Genomic DNA, 21,161 nt, shown 5'->3' with positions numbered 1-21,161 from the left:
GGCGCACCCGCCCCAACCGGCACATTGCCGACGGCGCGGGGCATGCGGCAGGCACGACAGGAGAGTGACGGGATGGACCACGGCGGACACGGGATGACGACGGAGCTCCCGCCGTTCACCCTCGGCCGGGGGCTCGAGTTCAGCGGGGATCCGGTCTTCCTGGCCGGCTGTCTGCTCGCGCTCGCGCTCTACGGCTGGGGAGTCGTACGACTGCGGAGCCGCGGCGACCGCTGGCCGGCCGGACGGATCGTCGCCTTCACGGCGGGTGTGCTGTCCATCGCCCTGGTGATGTGCACCGCGCTGAACGACTACGGCATGGTCATGTTCAGCGTCCACATGGTGCAGCACATGGTCGTCAGCATGGTCTCCCCCATCCTGCTGCTGCTCGGCGCACCGGTCACCCTGACGCTGCGCGCGCTGCCGACGGCCGGGCGCGGACGCAAGGGCCCGCGGGAGCTGCTCGTCGCGCTGCTGCACAGCCGGTACATGCAGGTCGTCACCCACCCGGCCTTCACCATCCCGCTGTTCATCGCGAGCCTGTACGGGCTCTACTTCACCCCGCTGTTCGACACCCTGATGGGCAGCCGGGCCGGGCACATCGCGATGATGGTGCACTTCCTCGCCGTGGGCCTGGTGTTCTTCTGGCCGATCATGGGCGTGGATCCCGGACCCAACCGGCCGGGCCATGTGATGCGCATCCTGGAGCTGTTCGCGGGGATGCCGTTCCACGCCTTCTTCGGCATCGCCCTGATGATGGCGAGCGAGCCGATGATCGGCGCCTTCAAGAACCCGCCCGCATCCCTGGGGATCGACGCCCTGGGCGACCAGACCGCGGCGGGCGGCATCGCGTGGGCGTTCAGCGAGATCCCGTCGGTGATCGTGCTCGTCGCGCTGCTGATCCAGTGGTACACCTCGGACCAGCGCCAGGCGCGCCGGAAGGACCGTGCCGCGGACCGTGACGGCGACGCGGAACTGGCAGCCTACAACGCGTACTTGGCATCCTTGGAGGCGCGGGGTCGCGGCTGACCGGGCCCGCCCGCCGCGAAGGGAGGCCCGCGATGGGCGACCAGGTACGGATATCGGGCGACGCGCTGCAGCTGCCGGGCGGCGTGACGGTGCGCTTCATGCGCACATTGCGGCTGCCGGAAACAGGAACGCACCCACTGCCACCCGGGATCGGCGCCTTCCCGCTGCGCCGGGTCGCCGACTTCCCCGACACCGCGCCCGAGCAGTGGCTCGCCCGCGGCGGCGTCATGCTGCCGGTCTACCAGCGCGAGGCCATGTGGCTCAGCTTCTCCGCCTCGGCCCCCGCCGCCCTCCAGGTGGGCGTCGGCAAGGTGTGCGCGGTGTCGGGGCGGCCCTGGAGCGACCGGCTGTCGCAGGACCCGCAGAACTACGTGGTCCTGCCGCGCCAGCCCTGGCTGGACGGGATCAACTCCGGCTCCGGGACGATCCGGCAGTTCGTGGCCGTGCCCCTGGGACTCGGCGCCACCGTCGAGGGCCAGGTCTCCGGCGAGGAGGTCTGGGGCGGGGTTCAGCTGCAGGTGTTCGAGCTCGGCGAGGAGCAGCTGGCGGCATGGCAGGCCGAGCAGCGGCGCCGGGTCAATGTGTCGCGCGGGGCGTTCGGGGGGTACGGGGGATATCCGGCGGCGATGCCGATGGCCGCGCCGGCGGCCCCCGCGGCGGCCCCGCCGCCCGCGCCGGGGGGCGCTCCCCGTCGTGCGGCCGCGATGGGGCTGGGCGCGGGCGGCCGGATGCGGCAGGAGGTGTACCGCGACGACCGCAAGCCCTCCGACTGGCGCGAGGGGCCCTCGGGCCGGGTCTTCGTCCACCTGACGACCGCGCCGGAATGGCGCCGCATCACGGGCGAGGCGCCCCCTCCCTCCCCCGTCAACCGTGCCGCGTACACGGCGGCGGGACTCCCGTGGTTCGACTACTACGACGCCGACGCCGAGGACCTGGCGGCCCCGGACACGCTCGCACAGGTGAAGCCGGTCGGCGACTGGCTGGGCGAGGACGAGTCGCCGTGGGTGGCGCCGCACCCCGGCCAGGTGAAGCAGCTCAAGGACGAGGGTCAGGTCACCGACGGCGACTGGTAGCGCACGGCGGGCGGCGGCGGGACCATGGAGTCCGGGCCGCCGCCCCGCGGCCCCCGGGGAGGAGGCCGCGGATGCCCGCACCTGCGAAGGCGATGATCGCGTGCACGGTGGCCTGCCTGGTCGCCGCGACCGCGTACACGGTTGCCCTGGGCCCGAACGGGTGGGTGTGGTTCGCCTGGGTCGTGCTGACCCTGGCCACGATCGGGGTGTTCGCGATACGCACGCCCCGGTGAGGACCGTGCCGGGTGCGCGGCGGTCGCGGTCGGGGCGCCCGGCGTCGTGCTCACAGCGGTCACGGGCACGGGCACGGGCACGGGTCATCGCCGAGGCGACCCGCTCGCCCTCAGCCTCGCGTCATGGCGCCGTGCCGGTCGCGGGCGGCGATCGTCCCGATCCGACGCAGGTCCCCGGTGAGCGCGCCACCCGGTCGAGGTGCGCCGGGACCACTGCGCCCACGGTCCATCGGAACCAGCGAGGGGTGTCCCTCATCCGGTAGGTCTGCACCACCCGTGTCCTGGTGCCGGCCGGCACCAGTGCGATGCTCCAGTCGTCGCGTACCCGCCGGCGAACAACGCCACGTGTCCGTGTGCCGCGGGTGTCGCCGCGCCGGCCATCACGGTGAGGATCGCCGTCTGCGGGAGCACGTCCAGGCCCGCTCGGCCTCGGCCTCCCCCGCCAGGTTCGGGTGGAGAGTCGAGCCGCCCCGCACCGACCACGCCGGGAGGAAGAGCGGCGGCAGCCGCAGCCCCGCCTCCCAGCCCGGTCGCGCCAGGAGCGGATGGGCGGGCTGCGCCACCAGCACGACGAAGAGCAGGTCGCGGAACGACTCCGGCCGTCCCGCATGGCGCACTTCGCTGCTCTTCACGGGATCGCCTGCCCTGGCTTCGCGACGGTGCAGCTCACGCGAGGGCTTCGGGGAGGGCTGCCGGGACCGGCCCCAACCTTCCGCCGCCGTCACGCTCGCGAGCCAGGGCCCCGCCGTTCACGGGACCGGCGGGGCCGGCCACGCCTCGGCCGGCGCCGGCCGTGGATCGGGACCCCGCCGTCAGGCGGCCGCGTGGCGCGCCAGGCCGGACACCAGGAGGTCGAGGCCGAATTCGAAGCGCTCGTCGCCCTCGTCGCGCATCAGCGCGTCGACCATGCCCGTGATGTGCGGGAAGCTCGCGGGCGGCAGTGAGACGAAGTACTCCCGGACGCGGGCGATCTGCTCGGCGAGCGTGGTCTCCGTCCCGCCGGTGCCCTGGGCGCGCAGGGATTCCTCGACCGCGGTGGCGGTGATGAAAAGCACCAGCGCGTCCACACCGTAGGCGCAGACCTGGTCGGGCAGGCCGCCGGCCTTGAGGATGCCCAGCATGGCCTCGGCGTTGAGGAGGGCGTTGGGGCCGAAGGGGATGCCCTGGCCGATGGCGGCCCGGGACAGGTCGCGGTGGGCGACCAGGATGCGGCGGCCCTGCCGGGCCATGTCCTTGATCTGCTCCTGCCATCGTTCCGGATCGGGCTCGGGGCGGGTCACGTCGGCCTGGATGCGGTCGAGGAGGAGCTCCAGAAGCTCCTCCTTGTTGGCGACGTGCGCGTAGAGCGAGGCGGCGCCGGTGTCCAGTTCCTGGGCGACGCGGCGCATGCTCAGCGCGTCGAGGCCCTCGGTGCCGACGACGTGCAGGGCCGCGGTGACGATCGCCTCGCGGCTGAGGCTGCGGCGGGGGGCCTTCCTGCGCTCGGCGCGCCAGGGCGGGACGGGAACCGATGACACGTGCTGCGTACCTCCAGGTGCGGAACACGGACAGCGTACTTGACACGAACGACGTTCGCCTTTTAGAACACTGTTCGTCTTAAACGAACGCCGTTCGCCCACTCGAAGGAACCGCCCGTGAGCACTGAAGCAGCCCTCTCCCCTCCGACAGCCCAGGCCACGTCCGGTGGCCACCCCCTGCGCAGGCTCGGGCTCGCCGTGATCCTGGCCGTCGAGATCATGGACCTGCTCGACGCCACGATCGTCGGCGTCGCCTCGCCCTCGATCCGCGCCGATTTCGGCGGCAGCTCCACGCAGATCCAGTGGATCACCGCCGCCTATACGCTGGCCTTCTCCGTGCTGATGATCACCGGGGCGCGGCTCGGCGACATCGTCGGCCGCCGCCGGATGTTCCTGGTCGGCCTCGCCGGGTTCACGGTCTGCTCCGCGCTGTGCGCCGCCGCCGGATCGGCGGGGATGCTGATCGGCGGGCGGGCCGCCCAAGGGGTGTTCGCCGCGCTGATGGTCCCGCAGGGCCTCGGTATCCTGAGGCGGATGTTCCCACCGCAGGAGCAGGGCGCGGCCTTCGGCGCCTTCGGGCCGGTCATGGGGCTCGCCGCGGTCGCCGGACCGGTGCTCGGCGGATTCCTGACGGACGCGGACCTGTTCGGCTCCGGCTGGCGCGCGGTCTTCCTGATCAACGTCCCGCTCGGCGTCGCCGCCTTCGTCACCGCGCTGCGCATCCTGCCCGAGGGCCGGGCACCGCACGCCCCGCGGCTGGACCTGCCGGGTTCGGCACTGGTCAGCCTCGGTGTGCTGATGCTGGTGTACCCGCTGGTTCAGGGCCGCGACCTGGGCTGGCCGCTGTGGACGTACCTGTCGATGGCGGGCGCGCTGCCGGTGTTCGGGCTCTTCGCCCGGTACCAGCGGCGGCTGGTGGCGCGGGGCGGTTCACCGCTGGTCGAACCAGGGCTGTTCCGGCACCGCGGCTTCACCGCCGCCCTCGTCGTGGGCGTCGTCTTCTTCGCCGCGGTCAGCGGGCTGATGCTCGTGCTCACGCTGCACCTGCAGGTCGGCCTCGGCTACAGCGCCCTGCACGCGGGCGCCTCGATGATCCCCTGGTCCGCCGGCACCGTCATCGGCGCGATCCTCTCCGGTGCCGTCCTCGGCCCGAAGTACGGCCGCGGCACCATCCAGGCCGGCTTCGCACTGTCCGCCGCGGGGGTCGCCGCGCTCGCGCTCACCGTCCACCTCGCCGGTCACGGGGCGACGACGTGGCAGTTGCTGCCCGCGCTGCTGGTGAACGGCTTCGCGATGGGCCTGGTCATGGCGCCGTTCTTCGACATCGCCCTCGCCGACGTCGAGGAGCGCGAGACGGGCTCGGCCTCGGGTGTGCTCAACGCCGTGCAGCAGCTGGGCGGTTCGGTCGGCGTCGCGGTGCTCGGCACGGCGTTCTTCTCCTACGCGGCCGACGGGGGCACCGTGCCCGCCACCCAGTGGACGGCACTCATGGCCGCGGCGGCCTTCGTCGCGGCGCTGGCGGCCGCCTTCCTGATGCCCCGCCGCGCCCGCGAAGGCGCGACGGGGCACTGAGATCAGGCGGTCTGCAGGGTCAGTCCGTAACGGGACAGGATCGGGTTCACGGGCTGGAACCAGGTCTGACCGCCGGAGGAGCAGTCGCCCCAGCCTCCGGAGGTCACACCCTGGGCCTGGTCACCGCTGATGAACGAGCCGCCGGAGTCGCCCGGTTCCGCGCACACGTTCGTCTTGGTCAGGCCGTACACGCTGCCCTGGCTGTAGTTGACGGTCTCGTTCTTCGCCAGGATCGTGCCGCAGTGCCAGTGCGTGGTCGACCCGGAGCGGCAGACCGACGTCCCCACCGGCGCCTCGGCGGAGCCGCGCACCAGGGCGTCGGGGACGGTGCCCCAGCCCAGCACCACCGGGACCGTCCACCAGCCGCTGCCGACGTTGACCCAGCCGTAGTCGTTGCCGGGGAACGTGCCGCCCTGGAAGGCGCCCACGTAGGAGCCGTCCCAGCCGTACACGGCGGCCCCGAGCTGGGCGCAGTGCCCGGCGGTGACGAAGCCGCCGTACACGGAGAAGCCGATGGAGCAGCGGATGTTGTGGCTGTGGTACGGGTCCCCGCCGACCGTCCCCGCGGCGAGCGTCGCCGGTGCCTGCGCGGCCTGGCGTACCGAGGTGACGACGGCGCCGGGTGCGGCCCGCCGGGCGGGGGCCACGAAGGCGCGCACCGCGGCGGTGTCCTGGGAGCCGCTGCGCACGTCGACGACGACACGGTTGGCCCGGGGGTCGACGCGCCAGCCGGTCACGGCCGCCGGAGCGGTCCCGGCCCTGGCCGCGCGGTCCAGGACGGCCTTGGCCGCGTCGAGTTCGCCCGCGCGGTGCTCGACGACCCGCACGGCCGCCCCGGTCCTTCGGACGGCGGCGGCCCAGCGGTCGCCGGTCACGGCGACGACGAGTGCGCCGCTGTGCGCGTCGAACCAGGAGCCGCCGTAGTCCGCGCCCGCGGCGCGGCGCGCCGTGGGCTCCAGACGGGTGGCCGCGGCCTCGTCGCGCAGGCGTTGGCGTGCCTGGTCGTCGGTCAGGCCGAGGTCGCCGGCGAGCGCCCGGACGAGGCCGGCGGAGGCCGGGCCCGCGGCGGGGGCGGCCCCGGAGGCCGGTGACGCGGCGGCGGGGGTGAGCGCGGTGGAGCTCGCGCCCAGGCCCGCCAGTACGAGCAGCGCGGACAGGGCGGCACGCGCGCTGGTCCTGCGTCTCATGGCAGTTCCCCTAACTGGTGTGGGAGGAGGTGGAACAGGGGATGGCTTGAGAGCGCTCTCACGACTGACGTCGCCGCGAGCCTAGAGGTGACGATGAGTCATGTCCATACCAACCGCGCCGTCAGTGGCCGTCACCCGCCCGCGGATTGACCGCCATCGCCGTCAGGAGCGGCCGAAATGCGCCCCGCCCACCCGCCGCGGGCCGCGCCCGTGCGGTCCCGGTGACGCGCGGTGTCTCCCGCGCCTAGACTGACCATCCGCGAATCGCGTTGTGACCTGGCAGAACGCCGCCCCGGAGCCGACCGGCGCCAGTTGGGAGTCAGCCCGTGTTCTACTACGTGCTCAAGTACGTGATCCTCGGCCCGCTGCTGCGGTTGCTGTTCCGCCCGAGGATCGAGGGCATGGAGAACATCCCGGAGGAGGGGGCGGCGATCGTCGCGGGCAATCACCTGTCCTTCTCCGACCACTTCCTGATGCCCGCGATCCTGCCGCGCCGGATCACCTTCCTGGCGAAGGCCGAGTACTTCACCGGCACCGGCCTCAAGGGGCGGCTGACCGCGGCCTTCTTCCGCAGCATCGGGCAGATCCCGGTCGACCGCTCCGGCGGCAAGGCCGGCGAGTCGGCGATCCGCGAGGGCATGAAGGTGCTCCGCAAGGGCGAACTGCTCGGCATCTACCCCGAGGGCACCCGCTCCCACGACGGACGCCTCTACAAGGGCAAGGTCGGCGTCGCCACGATGGCGATCCGTGCGGGGGTCCCGGTGATCCCCTGCGCGATGATCGGCACGTACGAGATCCAGCCCACCGGGCGGCGCCTGCCCCGCATCAAGCCGGTGACCATCCGCTTCGGCGAGCCCATGGAGTTCTCCCGCTTCGACGGGATGGACAACGAGCGCTACGTCGTGCGCTCCGCGACGGACGAGATCATGTACGCGATCCTCGCCCTGTCCGGCCAGGAGTACGTCGACCGCTACGCCGCCGAGGTCAAGGCGGAGCAGCAGGGCCAGTCCGGCATCGGCTCCCGGCTGCGCCGCAGCGCCTGACCGGTTGCGCCCTCGGCGGATCCGCGCACGGCGAACACCCCTGGTCCCGCCGCCCCCGGACCGCCTAGCGTCCCTGCCATGACGGGAACAGCGTTCGTGATCGGGGCCACGGGACAGATCGGGCGGGCGGCGGTGCGCGCCCTCGCCGGGGACGGCTGGGAGGTGCGGGCCGCCTCCCGGCGCGGCGGCGCCGACCCGCGATGGCCCGACGGCGTGCGCACGGTGGCCGTCGACCGGGAGGACACCGCGGCGCTGGGCGCGGCGCTCGGCGAGGGCTGCGACGTGCTGCTGGACTGCGTGGCGTACGGGCCTGAGCACGCCCGGCAGTTGACCGGCCTGGCCGACCGCGTCGGCTCCGCGGTCGTGGTGTCCAGCTGCTCCGTCTACGAGGACGGCCGAGGGCGCAGCCTCGACACCCAGGAGGAACCGGAGGGCGCCCCCGCCTTCCCGGTGCCCGTCACGGAGGCGCAGGCCGTCCTGGCCCCCGGCGAGCGCAGCTACTCGACCCGCAAGGTGGCGCTGGAGCGTGAACTCCTCTCGGCGGGCGAGCGGTTGCCCGTGACGCTGCTGCGCGCCGGGGCGATCCACGGCCCGCACGATCTGCGCCCGAGGGAGCTGTACTTCGTCAAGCGCGCCGTGGACCGGCGGCCGTTCCGCGTGCTCGCCTACAACGGCGCGAGCCGCTTCCACCCGGTGCACTCCGCGAACCTGGCCGAGCTGGTGCGGCTCGCAGCCCGCCGCCCCGGCTCCCGCGTACTCAACGCGGGGGACCCGTACGCCCCGACGGTGGCGGAGATCGCGGACGCGATCGACGCGGTGCTGGGCCACGAGGCGGAGACCTTCCCGGTGGACGGCCCTCCTCCGGCGAAGAACGTCGGCGACACCCCGTGGAGCACCCGGCATCCCTTCGTGCTCGACATGGCGGCCGCCGAGCGCGAGCTGGGCTACCGGGCCGTGACCGGCTACACGCAGTCCCTGCCGGAGAGCGTCGCAGGGCTGGTCGAGCGGCTCGGCGGACGGGACTGGCGGGAGGCGTTCCCCGTACTGGCCTCGACGTACGACCGGTTCGGCGACCTGTTCGACTACGAGGCCGAGGACCGCTGGCTCGCCGCCGGAAAACCGCTCGCCGGGCCGCGGGACCCGAACTAGCCTCGGGGCGTGCGAAAGGATCGAACATGAGTGCCCGGTTGCGGGCCGTCGCCCGGGAGACGGAGGCGATTGTCGCGGCGGGCCGGTACCGCACGGCACGCGGCGTGGACGTGGAGATCACGGACGCCGTCGCGCGGGCCGTGAAGGGGACGCGGATGTACGGCCCCGGACCGGTCGATCCGGGCCCCGGCCGGGGCGGCGGGTCCACGGTCGTCGAGGTGACCGGCGAGGACAGTCTGCACGCAGCGCGCCGCCTGGTCCGGGAGACTCCTGACGCGGCCGTCGCCGTGCTGAACTTCGCCTCGGCGCGCAACCCCGGCGGCGGCTACCTCAACGGGGCGCAGGCCCAGGAGGAGGCGCTCTGCCGCGCCTCGGCGCTCTACACGACGCTGCTCGCGGCACGGGAGTTCTACGACTGGCACCGGGCCGACCGCAGCCCCTTCTACAGCGACCGGGTGATCCACTCCCCCGCCGTCCCGGTCTTCCGGAACGAGCACGGCGTCCTGCTCGACGAGCCCTTCACGGCCGGCTTCCTGACCTCCGCCGCCCCGAACGCGGGAGTGATCCTCGGTCAGGATCCCGACGCGGCCGGACGGGTGCCCGCCGCGCTGCTGGTGCGGGCCGGCCGGGTGCTCGAGGTCGCCGCGGCCCACGGCTACCCGTCGCTGGTGCTGGGCGCGTGGGGCTGCGGGGTCTTCCGCAACGACCCGGTGCGGGTCGCGGCCGCCTTCCGGGCCCATCTCGGGCCGGGCGGACGCTTCGCGGGCCGCTTCGGCCGAGTGGTCTTCGCCGTGCTGGACCGGCGCGCGGACTCGCCCACCCGGGCGGCCTTCGCCGCCGCCTTCCCCGGGTAGAGGAGTCTCATGGACGACAAGCGCAACATCGACACCGTGATGGACGCCGTGGACCGGAAGTGGCTGCCGCACGTCCTCGCCGAGGTCAACGACTACGACGTCAAGGTCGCCAATGTCGAGGGCGACTTCGAGGAGCACGCCCACGCGGACACCGACGAGTTCTTCCTCGTCCTCGCGGGCCGGCTGCACCTGGAGCTGCCGGACCGCACGGTGAGCCTCGGCCCGCACGAGGTGTTCACCGTGCCCAGGGGAGTCCCGCACCGGCCGCGCGCCGAGCAGGGCACCCGCATCCTGATGTTCGAGCCGCGCGGCACGGTCAACACCGGCGACGGCAACGAGGAGGCGGGCACGACCGGCGTACGGCTGGAATAGCCCCGCCCCCGGAACGCCGGACGGCCCCGCCGTGCCCTGAGGGCGCGGCGGGGCCGTCCGTACGTGCGCTGCGGCGGGTCAGCTCGTGGGCGGCACCGGCGTGGCGTGCGGGTCGCACGTCACGTCGGAGCCGTCGAGGGTGCCCGACACGAAGTAGCCGGTCACCCGGTCGTTGATGCAGGGGTTGACCAGACCGGTGACGCCGTGCGATCCGGCGCCCTTCTCCGTGATCATGAGCGAGCCCTTGAGCCGCTTGTGCAGCTCGACGGCGCCGGTGTACGGGGTCGCCGCGTCACGGGTGCTCTGGACGATCAGGACGCGCGGCAGACCGTGGCCCGTCCGCACCTCCACCGGGTTCTGCTGCGGGACGCCCCACGTGGCGCACGGCAGGTTCATCCAAGCGTTGGACCATGTCAGGAAGGGGTACTTGGCGTGCAGCCGGGTGTTGTCGCGGTCCCAGGTGCGCCAGTCGCGCGGCCACTTGGCGTCGGTGCACTCCACCGCCGTGTAGACCGCGTTGCCGTTCTCCGAGGCGATGTTGCCCGTGGTGTCGGACAGGTCCGGGGCCGCGGCGTCGACCAGGGCCTGGGTGTCACCGGCGAGGTACTTGCTCCACACGCCGGCCACGGTCGCCCACGCGGAGTCGTAGTACGGGGCGCTCTGGAAGAGGCCGAGCAGCTCGGCCGGGCCGACCACGCCGCCGATGGGGTTCGCCTTGGCGGTGGCCCGCAGCTGCTCCCACTTCGCCTGGACCTTCGCCGGGGTGTCGCCGATGTGGTAGACGGAGTCGTACGTGGCGACCCACGCCTTCCAGTCGTCCCAGCGGCCCTGGAAGGCGACGTCCTGGTCCAGGTTGTTCTGGTACCAGATCTGGTCGCGGGCCGGGTTGACGACGCTGTCGACGACCATGCGGCGCACGTGCGACGGGAAGAGCGTGGCGTAGACGGCCCCGAGGTAGGTGCCGTAGGACACGCCGAGGTAGTTGAGCTTCCGCTCGCCGAGCGCGGCGCGGATCACGTCGAGGTCGCGGGCCGTGTTGGCCGTCGTCATCTGCGACAGCATCGCGGCGCCGGTGCGCTCCTTGCAGCCCTCGGCGTACTCCGCCGCGAGCTTGCGCTGCGCCCGCTTGTCGGCCTCGCTGTCCGGCACCGGGTCGGCCTTGGGCGCCTTGACGAACTCCTGCGGGTCGGCGCAGGAGATGGGCGCCGAGTGGCCGACGCCGCGCGGGTCGAAGCCGACGAAGTCGTAGGCCTTGGCGGTCGCCGCCCAGATGGGGTTCTTGGTGGTCACGCGGAGCGGGAAGCGCATGCCGGAGCCACCGGGACCGCCCGGGTTGTAGATCAGGGCGCCCTGGCGCTCGGCGGCGGTGCCCGTGTTGCCGATCCGGTCGACGGCGATCTTGATCGTCTTGCCGAAGGGCCGGCTGTAGTCGACCGGGACGGTCACCCAGCCGCACTGGACGGGGGTCGCGATGCCCCAGTCCGCCGGGCACGCGGCCCAGTCGATGCCCGCCTGGGCGGCGCGCGCGGCGGCGATCCGTACCCCGTAGGCCTCGGCGGTGCCGCCGTGTCCGTGGGTCGGCGCGCTGCGGGCGATCGCGGTCTGCGGCGCTGCTGCGGCGACGGTGCCGGCTATCAGGGCTGCGGTAAGCCCGAGCACGGCTGTGCGTCTCACGATGAACTCCCCCTGCTGTTGGTGCCGCTCGTGGCGGCCTGATCACGCAACTGCAAGGGGATCCTTTCGTCCCGGGGGCCTCCGGGAGAAGATCTTATGAGTGTTTCTTTACCAATCCATGAGACTGGCCCTCCGGTTGACGACGTGCGCCACCGCCGCCTCGGCCGGGCCCCGCACGAACGGGTGCGGCACGGAGCCGTCGCCTGCCGGCTCCGGCTGGAACAGGGTCGTCAAGTAGAACAGGTGGTCCGGGAGTTAGGCGGCCCGAGGTTCGCCGCCGGGGTCGTGGCCGGTGAAACGCAGGCCGTGGGCGGTCAGGCCGTCGAGCCGGTCGCGGTCGGGGCCGAAGGCACGGTGGTAGCGCTCGACGGTGTCCGCGGCGCCGGGCAGCCGCTGCGCGCGCGAGCCGGCGATCAGCCGGAGGCGCCCTCGTGACCGAACAGCGAGAAGGCGAGCGGCACGATCAGCGCGCCGTCCCCGGCGCCGGGACCTCGGGCTCGTGGACGGCACGGCGGCGCCGGCGCCCCGCTGCGGCTGCCGGAGGCCGGTCCACTGCACGAGGTGCGCCGCGCGGAGGAGGATCCGGCGGTCGTACTGACGCGGGACCATCCGCCGGCACGCAGACGCGGGCTGCGGCCGGCCGGCCTCGCGGACGCCGTGTGGGTGGACGCCCCGTCCGCCGCGGTGCCTCCGGCGCTGCTGCACCCGGCGGCCGCCGGGGAGGGGCTACCGGGCGGGGGTACGGCACGAGGGGCCGGAGGTCCGGGCGGTACCGGAGCTGGTCCGGGCCGGGCTCGGCCCCGCCCTTCTGCCGCTCACCGTGGCCGAGGGGGCGGCGGGCGTCGCCGCGGTGCCGCTGACCGCGCCGCGGCCGGTCCCCCGTACGGAGGTGCTGCACCACGGCGGCGTGGGCGGGCGGTGGCGGTTCTGATCGCCTGCTGACCGGAACCCCTGTCCCGCAGGGGCGCGCGGGCGCGCCCTCACCCGTTCGGCCCACCGCCTTTTGCGCCGCCCGGGTGATGGCGGCACAGTCGAGGGACGGCGGTATCAGGGCGCCCCATCTCCCCCGGGGATGGACGGGGCGAACGCCCCGGGCGACCGTCCCGGGACTCGCGCTCGACGGCGCCTGCCACACGGCTCCCGCACCGCCCCGTGCGGTCCAGCGGCCCGTCCGGGCCCCACGCCATCGTCCTGAGCACGGACCCGTACCCCTGCTCGGCGCGACTGCGGCGTGCGCACGGCCCTCGCGCCCCAAGGATCGAGGTCCCATGAACAGCACACCGAAGACACGCGTCGTTCTGCGGATTCGGCTCCAGGAAGGCTCCGGAGACGAGTATGCGGCGGCATACGATCTCGTGCACCGCGACATCACCACGGCGGACGGCTTCATCAGCTCCCAGCTGTGCAGGTCCGTCGCCGACCCGGACAGCTTCATCGTGACCAGCGAGTGGCGGTCGCTCGAGCAGTACCTCGCGTTCGTGCAGAGCAAGGACTTCAAGGCGCGGCGCGCCGGGATGCGGGACCGCGTGCTGGAACACGAGTCGGCGCAGTACACGGTCGTCACCGACCTGACGTCCTGACGCCTCCGGCCCCCGGGACGGTGCCCGTCCCGGGGGCCGGCCGCAGTGTGCGCGTCAGTTGCGCACGCCGGTGCGGCGCGTCACCGCCAGCGGTAGAGCTCCTTGAGCCGGTTCACGACGATGTTGAAGCGGCCCCGGTCCAGCGCGCACGCCTCGCGGCGCATGCCGTCCGGGTGCACGCGCAGCACCCGGTCGACGTTGACCCAGGACGGGCGGCCGGACTTGTCCCACGGGCCGGAGCCGATGGCGACCCACTCTCGGTCGTCGTTGTGCTCCTTGCTGGACAACTGCACCGCGAGCAGGGTGTCGGCCCGCTCGCGCGCGACGACGAGGACCGGACGGTCCTTGCCGCGGCCGTCGTTCTCCTCGAAGGGCACCCAGGTCCAGACGATCTCGCCCGGATCGGGGTCGCCGTCGTGGTCGGGCGCGTACTCGGTGCGGACGGGACCGACCTGTTCCGGCTCTGCCTCGGTGGTCGCGCTGGGGCCGTAGCGGCCCGGGTTCTCGGTGTCTATCGACGTCACGGGGCCACGCTAGCCGACAGCAGCCGGCGCAGGCACAGCCCGTCCGGGGCGACGGCGGTCAGCAGCGCCCCCGGCCCGGCGAGCGGGGTCAGCACGGCCTCGCCCTGTTCCGCGTCCCGGGCCGGAATCCGTGCCTCCACCGGCTTCTCGCCGAACGCCGGGTCCACCAGGAGCAGTTGGCCCGCCGCCCGGTGCGTGTACAGGACCGCGGGCCCGGCCCAGCCGGCCGCGCCGGGCCCGAAGGAGAGCTCCTGGTCCAGCAGCGGCCGCCCGCCGATCCGCACCGTCAGACGGGTCGCGAGCCGGCCCGGCCGCTCTCCCGCCCGGCCGAGGATCTGCTCCTCGCGCAGCACGAGGCGGGCGCCCGGGGCGAGTTCGGCCGTCGTCGTCATGCGCAGGTCGCTGCCCTCCGCGGCGATCAGCGGCTCCGGCAGCCAGTGCAGCTCGGCGTCCTCACCGACGGTCAGGCGCACGTCGTACCGCGCCCGTTCCCCGGTGCGGCCGGGCAGCGCCACCGTGGCCGCCGCCGCGTCCACGTGCAGCACGGCCCCGGGCTCGACGGTGACGTGCACGGCCAGCCGGTCGCCGCCGAGCGGGGCGGTCATGGCGCCGACGACCGTGACACGGGCCGCCCGGCCGTCGGCGGAGCGCGTACGGCGCAGCGCGAGCGGCCCCTCGCCGGTGAGTTCGGGCAGAGCGGTGCCGCCCCGGCCGTCCGGGACCGCGGTGATCCGCGCGGAGGCGTGGACGGCCGTCACGCGGGGACCGCGGCCCAGGCCGCCAGCCGTGCGTGGATCCACTCGGCCACGGGGGCGACGCCGTTCTCGGCGACGAGGGAGGTGAAGACGACCGGGAGGTCGCCGCGCTGCTCCCTCGCGTCGCGCGCCATGCGGCCCAGGTCGGAGCCGACGTAGGGGGCGAGGTCGGTCTTGTTGACGACCAGCAGGTCGGCGGTGGTCACGCCGGGGCCGCCCTTGCGCGGGATGTCGTCGCCGCCGGCCACGTCGATCACGAAGATCTGCGCGTCGACCAGGCCCTTGGAGAAGGTGGCGGTGAGGTTGTCGCCGCCGGACTCCACCAGGACGAGGTCGAGCGGGCCGACCGTGTCCTCCAGTTCCTCGACGGCCTCCAGGTTGGCGGAGATGTCGTCGCGGATCGCGGTGTGCGGGCACGCTCCGGTCTCCACGGCGGCGATCCGCTCGGGCGGCAGGACGGCCTCGCGCAGCAGGAAGTCGGCGTCCTCGCGGGTGTAGATGTCGTTGGTGACGACGGCGATGGACAACTCGTCGCGCAGCGCGCGGCACAGGGCCGCGACCGTGGCGGTCTTGCCTGAGCCGACCGGGCCGCCGAGCCCGACGCGCAGGGCGCGGCGGCTGCCGTCGGGGCGGGCGGCGGAGGTGGCGTAGGTGTGCCGCTGGGGGAAGACGGTGTGGTCGTGTTCGAGGTGCATGTGGGCGTCCCCCTAGGAGGCGAAGAGGCGTACGGGCCATTGGGCGTGCGCTTCCGCGTACACGTCGAGGAGCGGTGCGGATGCGGCCGGCAGGGCGCCGGTGCCCTCGGTCAGCGAGCGGTGGGCGGCCTCGGCGGCCCGGTCCGCGATCTCGTCCAGGTCCGGGGCGAGCCGGGCGAGGACGGCCGTCACGGCGAAGGGGTCGAGGCTCAGCAGGCGTACGGCGGCGGTGGCCGGGCCGGTCACGGACTCGTAGGCCGCCGTGTGGGCGGCGTCGAGCGGGGCCAGGCCCGCGGCGCGGGCGGTGACGCCCAGCACGACGGGCTGGTGGGCGCCGCGCGGCCGGGCGGCGGCGAGCGTGTCGAGTTCGGGTGACGGCCAGGCGGCGCGGGCGGCCCGCATCATCTGGCGGCCGAGCCGGCGGGCGGTCGTCCGGAGCGCGGGCGAGGGGGTGCGGGCGTCGGCGGCCTCGTCGAGCGCGAGCGGGTCGGCGCCCGCGGCGGCCGCGGCGGCGAGCGCGGCGGCCACCAGGCCCGTGGTGTGCAGCCTGCCCCGGCAGAACTCCTCGAGCGTGCCGGGGCCGTTGATCCGGCCCGCCTTGACGGCCGCCTCCGCCCCGCCCGAGTGGGCGTGGCCCCCGGCGGGGAAGCGGCCGTCGGCGAGCACCAGCAGTGCGGCGCGGTTCATCGTGTCCGCTCCCGTCTCAGAACAGGAAGTACCGCTGGGCCATGGGAAGTTCCGAGGCCGGTGCGGGTTCGACGACATCACCGTCGATGCGGACGGTGAAGGTGTCGGGGTCGATCTCGACGCGCGGCATGGCGTCGTTCTCCCGCATGTCCGCCTTCGTGACGCCGCGCGTGCTGCGGATCGGGACGAACTGCTTCCCGAGGGCCAGGCGTTCCGGGAGGCCGTCGTCGATGGCGGTCCGCGTCACGAAGTTGACGGAGTTGGCGGCGGGGCCGCCGCCGATCGCACCGAACATGGGCCGGGGCAGCACCGGTTGCGGGGTCGGGATGGAGGCGTTGGCGTCGCCCATCTGCGCATGGGCGATCTGGCCGCCCTTGATGACCAGGTGCGGTCTGACGCCGAAGAACGCCGGGTCCCACAGCACGAGGTCGGCGAGCTTGCCGCTCTCGACGGAGCCGATCTCGCCGTCGAGGCCCTGGGCGACGGCGGGATTGATGGTGTACTTGGCGACATATCGACGTGCGCGCAGGTTGTCGGCCCGTCCGTCGCCGGGCAGGGCGCCGCGCCGCCTCTTCATGACGTGCGCGGTCTGCCAGGTCCGCAGGACGACCTCGCCGACCCGCCCCATCGCCTGGGAGTCCGAGGAGATGATCGAGATCGCGCCCATGTCGTGCAGGACGTCCTCGGCCGCGATCGTGCTCGGCCGGATCCGGGACTCGGCGAAGGCGAGATCCTCGGGCACGGAGGGATTGAGGTGGTGGCAGACCATCAGCATGTCGAGGTGCTCCTCGACGGTGTTGACGGTGTGCGGGCGGGTCGGGTTGGTCGAGGACGGCAGGACGTTGGAGTGGGCGACGACGGTCATGATGTCGGGCGCGTGCCCGCCCCCGGCGCCCTCGGTGTGGTACGCGTGGATGCCCCGCCCGGCGATGGCGGCGAGGGTGTCCTCGACGAAACCGGCCTCGTTCAGGGTGTCGGTGTGGATGGCGAGCTGGGCGCCGGTCGCCTCGCAGACCGTCAGGCAGGCGTCGATGGCGGCCGGTGTGGAGCCCCAGTCCTCGTGGATCTTGAATCCGACGGCCCCGCCCCGCAGCTGGGAGCGCATCGCCTCGTGCGAGACGGTGTTGCCCTTGCCCAGCAGGCCGATGTTGACCGGGTAGTGCTCCAGCGCCGCGAACATCCGCGCCAGGTGCCACGGCCCCGGCGTGATGGTGGTGGCCTTCGTCCCCTCGGCGGGGCCGGTGCCGCCGCCGACAAGCGTGGTGATGCCGGAGGACAGTGCCTCGTCCACGATCGTCGGGGAGATGAAGTGGACGTGCGCGTCGATGGCCCCGGCGGTGACGATCTTCCCGTTGCCCGCGATGACCTCGGTCTCCGGGCCGATGACGAGGTCCGGGTGGACGCCGTCCATGGTCTCCGGATTGCCCGCCTTGCCGATGGCGGCGATCCTCCCGTCGCGGATGCCGATGTCGGCCTTGACCACGCCCCAGTGGTCGAGGACGACGGCACCGGTGATGACGGTGTCCGGAGTGCCCTCGGCCCGGGTGGCACGGGACTGTCCCATCGATTCGCGGATCACCTTGCCGCCGCCGAAGACGACCTCGTCGCCGGAGCCGTCGGCGCCGCCCGACAGGTCCTTCTCGACCTCGATCAGCAGATCGGTGTCGGCGAGCCGTATACGGTCGCCGGTGGTCGGCCCGAACAGGTCGGCGTAGACGGCACGCGAGATCTCACGCATCGCGGTCTCCCTTCTCCCCGGGCGCCGGCGCCTGGGGGGTCTCCCCGTTTCCGTCCGTTCGGCCGACCGGATCGAGGGGGCCGGCGGTCTCCCCGCGCAGCCCCGCCACGACCCGCGCGCCGCCGAGCGGCACCAGCTCGACCTCGACGGGGATGCCGGGTTCGAAGCGCACCGCGGTCCCGGCGGGGACGGCCAGGCGCTTGCCGCGGGCGGCGGCGCGGTCGAAGTCGAGACCGGGGTTGGCCTCGGCGAAGTGGTAGTGGGAACCGACCTGGACCGGCCGGTCGGCGGAGTTGAGCACGGTCAGCCGGGTGACCGGCTTGCCCTCGTTGAGCACGACCGGTTCGTCGGCGTGGAGGATCTCCCCGGGAATCACGCGGCGGCTCCTAGACGATCGGCTCGTGGACGGTGACGAGTTTGGTGCCGTCCGGGAAGGTGGCCTCGACCTGGACGTCGTGGATCATCTCCGGCACGCCCTCCATGACGTCGTCCCGGGTGAGCACCTTGCGGCCGGAGGCCATGAGTTCGGCCACGGTGCGGCCGTCGCGGGCACCCTCCAGGATGTGCGTGGTGAGGAGGGCGATCGCCTCCGGGTGATTCAGCCTCAGGCCCCTGGCCCGCCGTTTCTCGGCCACGTCGGCGGCGACATGGATGAGCAGGCGTTCCTGCTCGTGGGGGGTCAGTTGCATGGCCACACCTCACAGTCGTCCCGGTGAACGGCCCGCGGGGCGTCCCCGACCTGCGGATCCGCTCTTCCGTTGTCCGGAAGCCGCAGGCTAGTTCGGCGGCGTTTCGTCCGCGTTAATTCGTGGCCTCCGGGGTGAAGCCGGCGAGCGCGCGGTCCGCCGCGGAAGTTCGCGACGTCCACGTCGGGAAGGATCGCCTGTTGGGGAACGAGCCCAGGGACGGCGCCGATCAAGGTCCGGGCCACCCTGCCGGGGTCGGCGTCCTCCGGCAGCATGCCACGGCGTCTCGGCTTCCCGGCGTACGACACGGGTTCGGCGACCGCCCTGGAGTAGCCCTGCCGCGGTCGCCCGGCGACCCGCCGCCCGTGTCGCGCCGCGTGACCGGCCGGGCGGCGCGGCGGATCCCGCCTCATCGAACGCGCACCGGCGGCCGCCGCGACGGGCCGCTCAGGCTCCGTCGCGGCGGGCGTTCGTCGTCCCCCGGTGCTCGGCGGCGATGCCGAAGCGGCCGCGTTCGCCCGTGGCGGACACCACCCCGCGCACCGAGGAGACCGTACTGACCACCGCCTCCTCGGACGCGGCGTCCAATTCTTCGAGTCGTCGCAGGTCAGCGGCGGAGACGAGGGCGATCAACGGCTTGCCGTGGCGGGTCACGACCACCCGCTCACCGCCGTAGACGACGCGGTTGATGAGTTCCGCCAGCTCCGCACGCGCTTGTGTCACCGGGACTTCGTGGGCCATGCTCCCCATCATAACGAGATGTACGTCCTGTACATTTTTTACATGGACGGGCACCCATGCCCACGGAGGTGCAGCGATGCTTCGACCGACCGCCCGCTACGTCCTGCCCGAGTTCACCGAGCGCACCAGCGAGGGCGTGCGCACCATGGACCCGTACTCCAAGCTCCTCAAGGAGCGGATCGTGCTGCTCGGCACACCGATCGACGACACCTCGGCGAACGACGTGATGGCGCAGCTGATCCATCTGGAGGCCGCCGCCCCGGAGCAGGACATCTCGCTCTACATCAACTCTCCCGGCGGGTCCTTCACCGCCATGACCGCGATCTACGACACGATGCAGTTCGTCAGCTGCGACGTGTCGACGGTGTGCGTCGGCCAGGCGGCCTCGGCGGCGGCGGTCCTGCTCGCCTCCGGCGCACCCGGCAAGCGGCTGGCGACCCCCGGCGCGCGGGTGCTGATCCACCAGCCGTCGTTCGCGGAGGCGATCCAGGGCACCACGGCGGACCTGGAGATCCAGGCCAGGGAACTGCTCCGCCGACGTGAGCAGTTGGAGGAGCTGCTGGTACGTCACACCGGCCGGGAACCGGAGCGGATCCGGGCCGACATCGAGCGGGACACCATTTTTGACGCCGCCTCGGCTCTCGCCTACGGCCTGGTGGACCGGCTGACGGTGAGCCGCAAGGACAGCGCCGGCCGCGCCCCGCGCGCCGTACGGTGACCGGCCGTGGTGCCCGAACTGCCCCCGCTCCCGGCCCTGACCCGGGCCGAGGGCGAACTCATCGACACCTATCTGGAGGTCGTGGACCTGCTGGGCCGGATCAACCCGTCCCGCTCCCGGGACACCTACGGGGCGCTGCGCGCCGCGCAGGCCCTGGTGGGGCGGGCGACGGAGCTGCGTGACGCGCTGACGCTGATGCACCTGCGTGGCGAGAACGAGGTGCACACGGCGACGATGGAACGGGCACTGCGCGTACTGGACGGTGAACGGCGCACAACCCAGGTCACTTTGCCGACGCCCCAGCGGCACTGACGGAGCGTCACGACACTGCGCCGTTCGGGCGGCGGGAAGTCGAACCGAATGGACTCGCCCAATCGTTGTACTTGCCGTGGACGGCCGAGTGGCGTCGACTTGCGCAATATGGCCGCACACACGCGGAATCCGACGCTCCATCCCAGGTGTTCGACTCCTTTCGACTCGTCAGGCGAAGGCCTTCGCCCCGGAGTCCACCCGAATAGGTGAGTAGTGAACAGACTCACATTCGACCGGTTGCGCTGGGAATCGGCCGCTTCGGTGGGTGATCATCCCTTCGACGACAAGCCCCCGTCATCCCGGCGGGGCGGTCCGCGCGGACGCCGAATCCTGCCGCCGCCGCGGATGCCAGGTCGACGACGACTCATCGGCAGGAGCGGAGGACCCGAGCAGGACGGGACCGGCGACCGTCGCCGTTCCCTTGGGGTGAAGCCGCAGCCGCGGCCGGGCATCTTCGCCTGCCCGAACCCGACAGGTCATCCTTCGCAGGCGGACGACGAAGGGTTGCGCATGAGTGCGCCAACAGCCATGTCCGCGGTGCTCTGCCGACTGGGGGCGGCCTCCGCCCTGACGGCGGCCGCCGTGGCCGGTCCCGCGGTGCTGCCGGATCTCGCCCAGCAGGCCGACGCGGCGACGATCTCCGCAAAGGCGCTGAGGATCGCCGCGTCCAAGCAGGGCGCGCCGTATCAGTACGGGGCCGCCGGCCCCCGCAGGTTCGACTGCTCGGGGCTCACCTTCTACTCCTTCAAGAAGGCGGGCAAGAAGCTCCCGCGCACCGCGGCGGCGCAGTACAACAGCGTCCGGCACATCCGCAAGTCCGCCCGGACCCGTGGTGACCTGGTCTTCTTCCACTACGGGAGCAGCATCTACCACGTGGGGATGTACGCGGGGCACGGCAAGATCTGGCACTCCCCCAGGCCCGGGGGGCGCGTGCGGCTGGAGAAGATCTGGAGCCGCAGTGTCTGGTACGGCCGGGTGAAGTGAACCCGGTCGCGGGGGGGGGGGGGGGGGGGCCCCCCCGCGGG

At 73.2% G+C, this 21,161-nt stretch carries 25 protein-coding genes and 1 riboswitch; of the genes, 12 read left to right on the top strand and 13 right to left on the bottom strand.

The features are described 5' to 3' along the window. Positions 1-72: 72 nt before the first annotated feature. The 3 genes from ACWDAS_RS39980 to ACWDAS_RS39970 all read left to right on the top strand — a co-directional run bounded on the left by ACWDAS_RS39980 (position 73) and on the right by ACWDAS_RS39970 (position 2,332). Positions 73-1,026: a cytochrome c oxidase assembly protein gene (locus ACWDAS_RS39980; RefSeq protein WP_450400742.1), complete on the top strand. Its 954-nt coding sequence runs from the start codon at positions 73-75 to the stop codon at positions 1,024-1,026. Between the two features lie 32 nt (positions 1,027-1,058). Next, a complete protein-coding gene (locus tag ACWDAS_RS39975; protein ID WP_450400741.1) occupies positions 1,059-2,099 on the top strand; it encodes a hypothetical protein in 1,041 nt (346 codons plus the stop codon). A gap of 71 nt (positions 2,100-2,170) precedes the next feature. Then, the gene (locus ACWDAS_RS39970; RefSeq protein WP_450400740.1) at positions 2,171-2,332 is read left to right on the top strand and encodes a hypothetical protein; all 162 of its coding nucleotides are present in this window, start codon (positions 2,171-2,173) and stop codon (positions 2,330-2,332) included. Positions 2,333-2,712: 380 nt separating this feature from the next. Here the strand turns inward: ACWDAS_RS39970 and ACWDAS_RS39965 are convergent, their stop codons facing one another. After that, positions 2,713-2,964 carry a hypothetical protein gene (locus ACWDAS_RS39965; RefSeq protein ID WP_450400739.1) on the bottom strand — a complete coding sequence of 84 codons (252 nt, stop codon included), beginning with the start codon at positions 2,962-2,964 and terminating at the stop codon, positions 2,713-2,715. Positions 2,965-3,144: 180 nt separating this feature from the next. Continuing rightward, the gene (locus ACWDAS_RS39960; RefSeq protein ID WP_450400738.1) at positions 3,145-3,849 is read right to left on the bottom strand and encodes a TetR/AcrR family transcriptional regulator; all 705 of its coding nucleotides are present in this window, start codon (positions 3,847-3,849) and stop codon (positions 3,145-3,147) included. 117 nt (positions 3,850-3,966) lie between these two features. On the opposite strand from ACWDAS_RS39960, the gene ACWDAS_RS39955 reads away from it, so the two are divergent. Next, a complete protein-coding gene (locus tag ACWDAS_RS39955) occupies positions 3,967-5,421 on the top strand; it encodes an MFS transporter (RefSeq protein WP_450400737.1) in 1,455 nt (484 codons plus the stop codon). A gap of 2 nt (positions 5,422-5,423) precedes the next feature. Here ACWDAS_RS39955 and ACWDAS_RS39950 read toward each other — a convergent pair whose 3' ends face one another. Continuing rightward, positions 5,424-6,608: a S1 family peptidase gene (locus ACWDAS_RS39950; protein ID WP_450400735.1), complete on the bottom strand. Its 1,185-nt coding sequence runs from the start codon at positions 6,606-6,608 to the stop codon at positions 5,424-5,426. 326 nt (positions 6,609-6,934) lie between these two features. Here ACWDAS_RS39950 and ACWDAS_RS39945 point away from each other — a divergent pair, with 326 nt between their 5' ends. The 4 genes from ACWDAS_RS39945 (at position 6,935) to ACWDAS_RS39930 (ending at position 10,026) form a co-directional block, all read left to right on the top strand. Then, positions 6,935-7,651: a lysophospholipid acyltransferase family protein gene (locus tag ACWDAS_RS39945; protein ID WP_450400734.1), complete on the top strand. Its 717-nt coding sequence runs from the start codon at positions 6,935-6,937 to the stop codon at positions 7,649-7,651. Positions 7,652-7,729: 78 nt separating this feature from the next. Further along, positions 7,730-8,800, top strand: coding sequence for an NAD-dependent epimerase/dehydratase family protein (locus ACWDAS_RS39940; protein WP_450400733.1), 1,071 nt, complete (start codon positions 7,730-7,732; stop codon positions 8,798-8,800). Between the two features lie 26 nt (positions 8,801-8,826). Then, the gene (locus ACWDAS_RS39935; RefSeq protein ID WP_450400731.1) at positions 8,827-9,654 is read left to right on the top strand and encodes a TIGR02452 family protein; all 828 of its coding nucleotides are present in this window, start codon (positions 8,827-8,829) and stop codon (positions 9,652-9,654) included. A gap of 9 nt (positions 9,655-9,663) precedes the next feature. Beyond that, on the top strand, positions 9,664-10,026 hold the full coding sequence (locus tag ACWDAS_RS39930) for a cupin domain-containing protein (RefSeq protein ID WP_450400729.1): 363 nt from the start codon (positions 9,664-9,666) through the stop codon (positions 10,024-10,026). A 78-nt stretch (positions 10,027-10,104) separates the two neighbouring features. Here ACWDAS_RS39930 and ACWDAS_RS39925 read toward each other — a convergent pair whose 3' ends face one another. Continuing rightward, positions 10,105-11,700 (bottom strand): alpha/beta hydrolase, encoded by a 1,596-nt coding sequence (locus tag ACWDAS_RS39925; RefSeq protein ID WP_450400728.1) that lies wholly within the window; start codon positions 11,698-11,700, stop codon positions 10,105-10,107. Between the two features lie 255 nt (positions 11,701-11,955). Next, positions 11,956-12,309: a hypothetical protein gene (locus tag ACWDAS_RS39920; RefSeq protein WP_450400726.1), complete on the bottom strand. Its 354-nt coding sequence runs from the start codon at positions 12,307-12,309 to the stop codon at positions 11,956-11,958. 659 nt (positions 12,310-12,968) lie between these two features. Between ACWDAS_RS39920 and ACWDAS_RS39915 the strand changes: the two genes are divergently transcribed. Further along, entirely contained in the window at positions 12,969-13,280 is a 312-nt protein-coding gene (locus tag ACWDAS_RS39915) for an antibiotic biosynthesis monooxygenase family protein (RefSeq protein WP_450400724.1), read from the top strand. 80 nt (positions 13,281-13,360) lie between these two features. Here the strand turns inward: ACWDAS_RS39915 and ACWDAS_RS39910 are convergent, their stop codons facing one another. The 8 genes from ACWDAS_RS39910 to ACWDAS_RS39875 all read right to left on the bottom strand — a co-directional run bounded on the left by ACWDAS_RS39910 (position 13,361) and on the right by ACWDAS_RS39875 (position 19,106). After that, positions 13,361-13,804, bottom strand: coding sequence for a type II toxin-antitoxin system PemK/MazF family toxin (locus tag ACWDAS_RS39910; RefSeq protein ID WP_450400722.1), 444 nt, complete (start codon positions 13,802-13,804; stop codon positions 13,361-13,363). After that, positions 13,801-14,562 (bottom strand): urease accessory protein UreD, encoded by a 762-nt coding sequence (locus tag ACWDAS_RS39905; protein WP_450400720.1) that lies wholly within the window; start codon positions 14,560-14,562, stop codon positions 13,801-13,803. The genes ACWDAS_RS39910 and ACWDAS_RS39905 overlap by 4 nt, the downstream gene beginning before the upstream one ends. Continuing rightward, positions 14,559-15,254: an urease accessory protein UreG gene (gene ureG / locus ACWDAS_RS39900; protein WP_450400718.1), complete on the bottom strand. Its 696-nt coding sequence runs from the start codon at positions 15,252-15,254 to the stop codon at positions 14,559-14,561. The genes ACWDAS_RS39905 and ureG overlap by 4 nt, the downstream gene beginning before the upstream one ends. 12 nt (positions 15,255-15,266) lie before the next feature. After that, entirely contained in the window at positions 15,267-15,941 is a 675-nt protein-coding gene (locus ACWDAS_RS39895) for an urease accessory protein UreF (RefSeq protein WP_450400716.1), read from the bottom strand. A 16-nt stretch (positions 15,942-15,957) separates the two neighbouring features. Beyond that, complete coding sequence (locus ACWDAS_RS39890) at positions 15,958-17,679, bottom strand: urease subunit alpha (RefSeq protein WP_450400714.1); 1,722 nt, start codon at positions 17,677-17,679, stop codon at positions 15,958-15,960. Beyond that, complete coding sequence (locus ACWDAS_RS39885) at positions 17,672-18,055, bottom strand: urease subunit beta (protein ID WP_450400712.1); 384 nt, start codon at positions 18,053-18,055, stop codon at positions 17,672-17,674. The genes ACWDAS_RS39890 and ACWDAS_RS39885 overlap by 8 nt, the downstream gene beginning before the upstream one ends. Before the next feature lie 10 nt (positions 18,056-18,065). Continuing rightward, positions 18,066-18,368 (bottom strand): urease subunit gamma, encoded by a 303-nt coding sequence (locus ACWDAS_RS39880; protein WP_450400710.1) that lies wholly within the window; start codon positions 18,366-18,368, stop codon positions 18,066-18,068. Positions 18,369-18,812: 444 nt separating this feature from the next. Then, positions 18,813-19,106, bottom strand: a complete 294-nt coding sequence (locus tag ACWDAS_RS39875; protein WP_450400709.1) for a type II toxin-antitoxin system Phd/YefM family antitoxin — start codon at positions 19,104-19,106, stop codon at positions 18,813-18,815. Positions 19,107-19,182: 76 nt separating this feature from the next. Here ACWDAS_RS39875 and ACWDAS_RS39870 point away from each other — a divergent pair, with 76 nt between their 5' ends. The 3 genes from ACWDAS_RS39870 to ACWDAS_RS39860 all read left to right on the top strand — a co-directional run bounded on the left by ACWDAS_RS39870 (position 19,183) and on the right by ACWDAS_RS39860 (position 21,120). After that, positions 19,183-19,824 (top strand): ATP-dependent Clp protease proteolytic subunit, encoded by a 642-nt coding sequence (locus ACWDAS_RS39870; RefSeq protein WP_450400707.1) that lies wholly within the window; start codon positions 19,183-19,185, stop codon positions 19,822-19,824. 6 nt (positions 19,825-19,830) lie between these two features. Beyond that, a complete protein-coding gene (locus tag ACWDAS_RS39865) occupies positions 19,831-20,136 on the top strand; it encodes a hypothetical protein (RefSeq protein WP_450400705.1) in 306 nt (101 codons plus the stop codon). A gap of 347 nt (positions 20,137-20,483) precedes the next feature. Further along, positions 20,484-20,643, top strand: a riboswitch (cyclic di-AMP (ydaO/yuaA leader). Between the two features lie 3 nt (positions 20,644-20,646). After that, on the top strand, positions 20,647-21,120 hold the full coding sequence (locus tag ACWDAS_RS39860) for a C40 family peptidase (RefSeq protein ID WP_450400703.1): 474 nt from the start codon (positions 20,647-20,649) through the stop codon (positions 21,118-21,120). The last annotated feature ends 41 nt before the right edge of the window (positions 21,121-21,161 follow it).

Source organism: Streptomyces sp. NPDC001070, from assembly GCF_053598835.1.
This window is presented reverse-complemented; position numbering and strand designations above follow the sequence as displayed.

What these genes read in the sequence shown, in the direction of transcription:
- ACWDAS_RS39980 (WP_450400742.1), top strand. Translation starts at nt 73, where the DNA reads ATGGACCACGGCGGACACGGGATGACGACGGAGCTCCCGCCGTTCACC.
- ACWDAS_RS39975 (WP_450400741.1), top strand. Translation starts at nt 1,059, where the DNA reads ATGGGCGACCAGGTACGGATATCGGGCGACGCGCTGCAGCTGCCGGGC.
- ACWDAS_RS39970 (WP_450400740.1), top strand. Translation starts at nt 2,171, where the DNA reads ATGCCCGCACCTGCGAAGGCGATGATCGCGTGCACGGTGGCCTGCCTG.
- ACWDAS_RS39950 (WP_450400735.1), bottom strand. Translation starts at nt 6,608, where the DNA reads ATGAGACGCAGGACCAGCGCGCGTGCCGCCCTGTCCGCGCTGCTCGTA.
- ACWDAS_RS39940 (WP_450400733.1), top strand. Translation starts at nt 7,730, where the DNA reads ATGACGGGAACAGCGTTCGTGATCGGGGCCACGGGACAGATCGGGCGG.
- ACWDAS_RS39935 (WP_450400731.1), top strand. Translation starts at nt 8,827, where the DNA reads ATGAGTGCCCGGTTGCGGGCCGTCGCCCGGGAGACGGAGGCGATTGTC.
- ACWDAS_RS39930 (WP_450400729.1), top strand. Translation starts at nt 9,664, where the DNA reads ATGGACGACAAGCGCAACATCGACACCGTGATGGACGCCGTGGACCGG.
- ACWDAS_RS39920 (WP_450400726.1), bottom strand. Translation starts at nt 12,309, where the DNA reads ATGGTCCCGCGTCAGTACGACCGCCGGATCCTCCTCCGCGCGGCGCAC.
- ACWDAS_RS39915 (WP_450400724.1), top strand. Translation starts at nt 12,969, where the DNA reads ATGAACAGCACACCGAAGACACGCGTCGTTCTGCGGATTCGGCTCCAG.
- ureG (WP_450400718.1), bottom strand. Translation starts at nt 15,254, where the DNA reads ATGCACCTCGAACACGACCACACCGTCTTCCCCCAGCGGCACACCTAC.
- ACWDAS_RS39895 (WP_450400716.1), bottom strand. Translation starts at nt 15,941, where the DNA reads ATGAACCGCGCCGCACTGCTGGTGCTCGCCGACGGCCGCTTCCCCGCC.
- ACWDAS_RS39890 (WP_450400714.1), bottom strand. Translation starts at nt 17,679, where the DNA reads ATGCGTGAGATCTCGCGTGCCGTCTACGCCGACCTGTTCGGGCCGACC.
- ACWDAS_RS39880 (WP_450400710.1), bottom strand. Translation starts at nt 18,368, where the DNA reads ATGCAACTGACCCCCCACGAGCAGGAACGCCTGCTCATCCATGTCGCC.
- ACWDAS_RS39875 (WP_450400709.1), bottom strand. Translation starts at nt 19,106, where the DNA reads ATGGCCCACGAAGTCCCGGTGACACAAGCGCGTGCGGAGCTGGCGGAA.
- ACWDAS_RS39870 (WP_450400707.1), top strand. Translation starts at nt 19,183, where the DNA reads ATGCTTCGACCGACCGCCCGCTACGTCCTGCCCGAGTTCACCGAGCGC.
- ACWDAS_RS39860 (WP_450400703.1), top strand. Translation starts at nt 20,647, where the DNA reads ATGAGTGCGCCAACAGCCATGTCCGCGGTGCTCTGCCGACTGGGGGCG.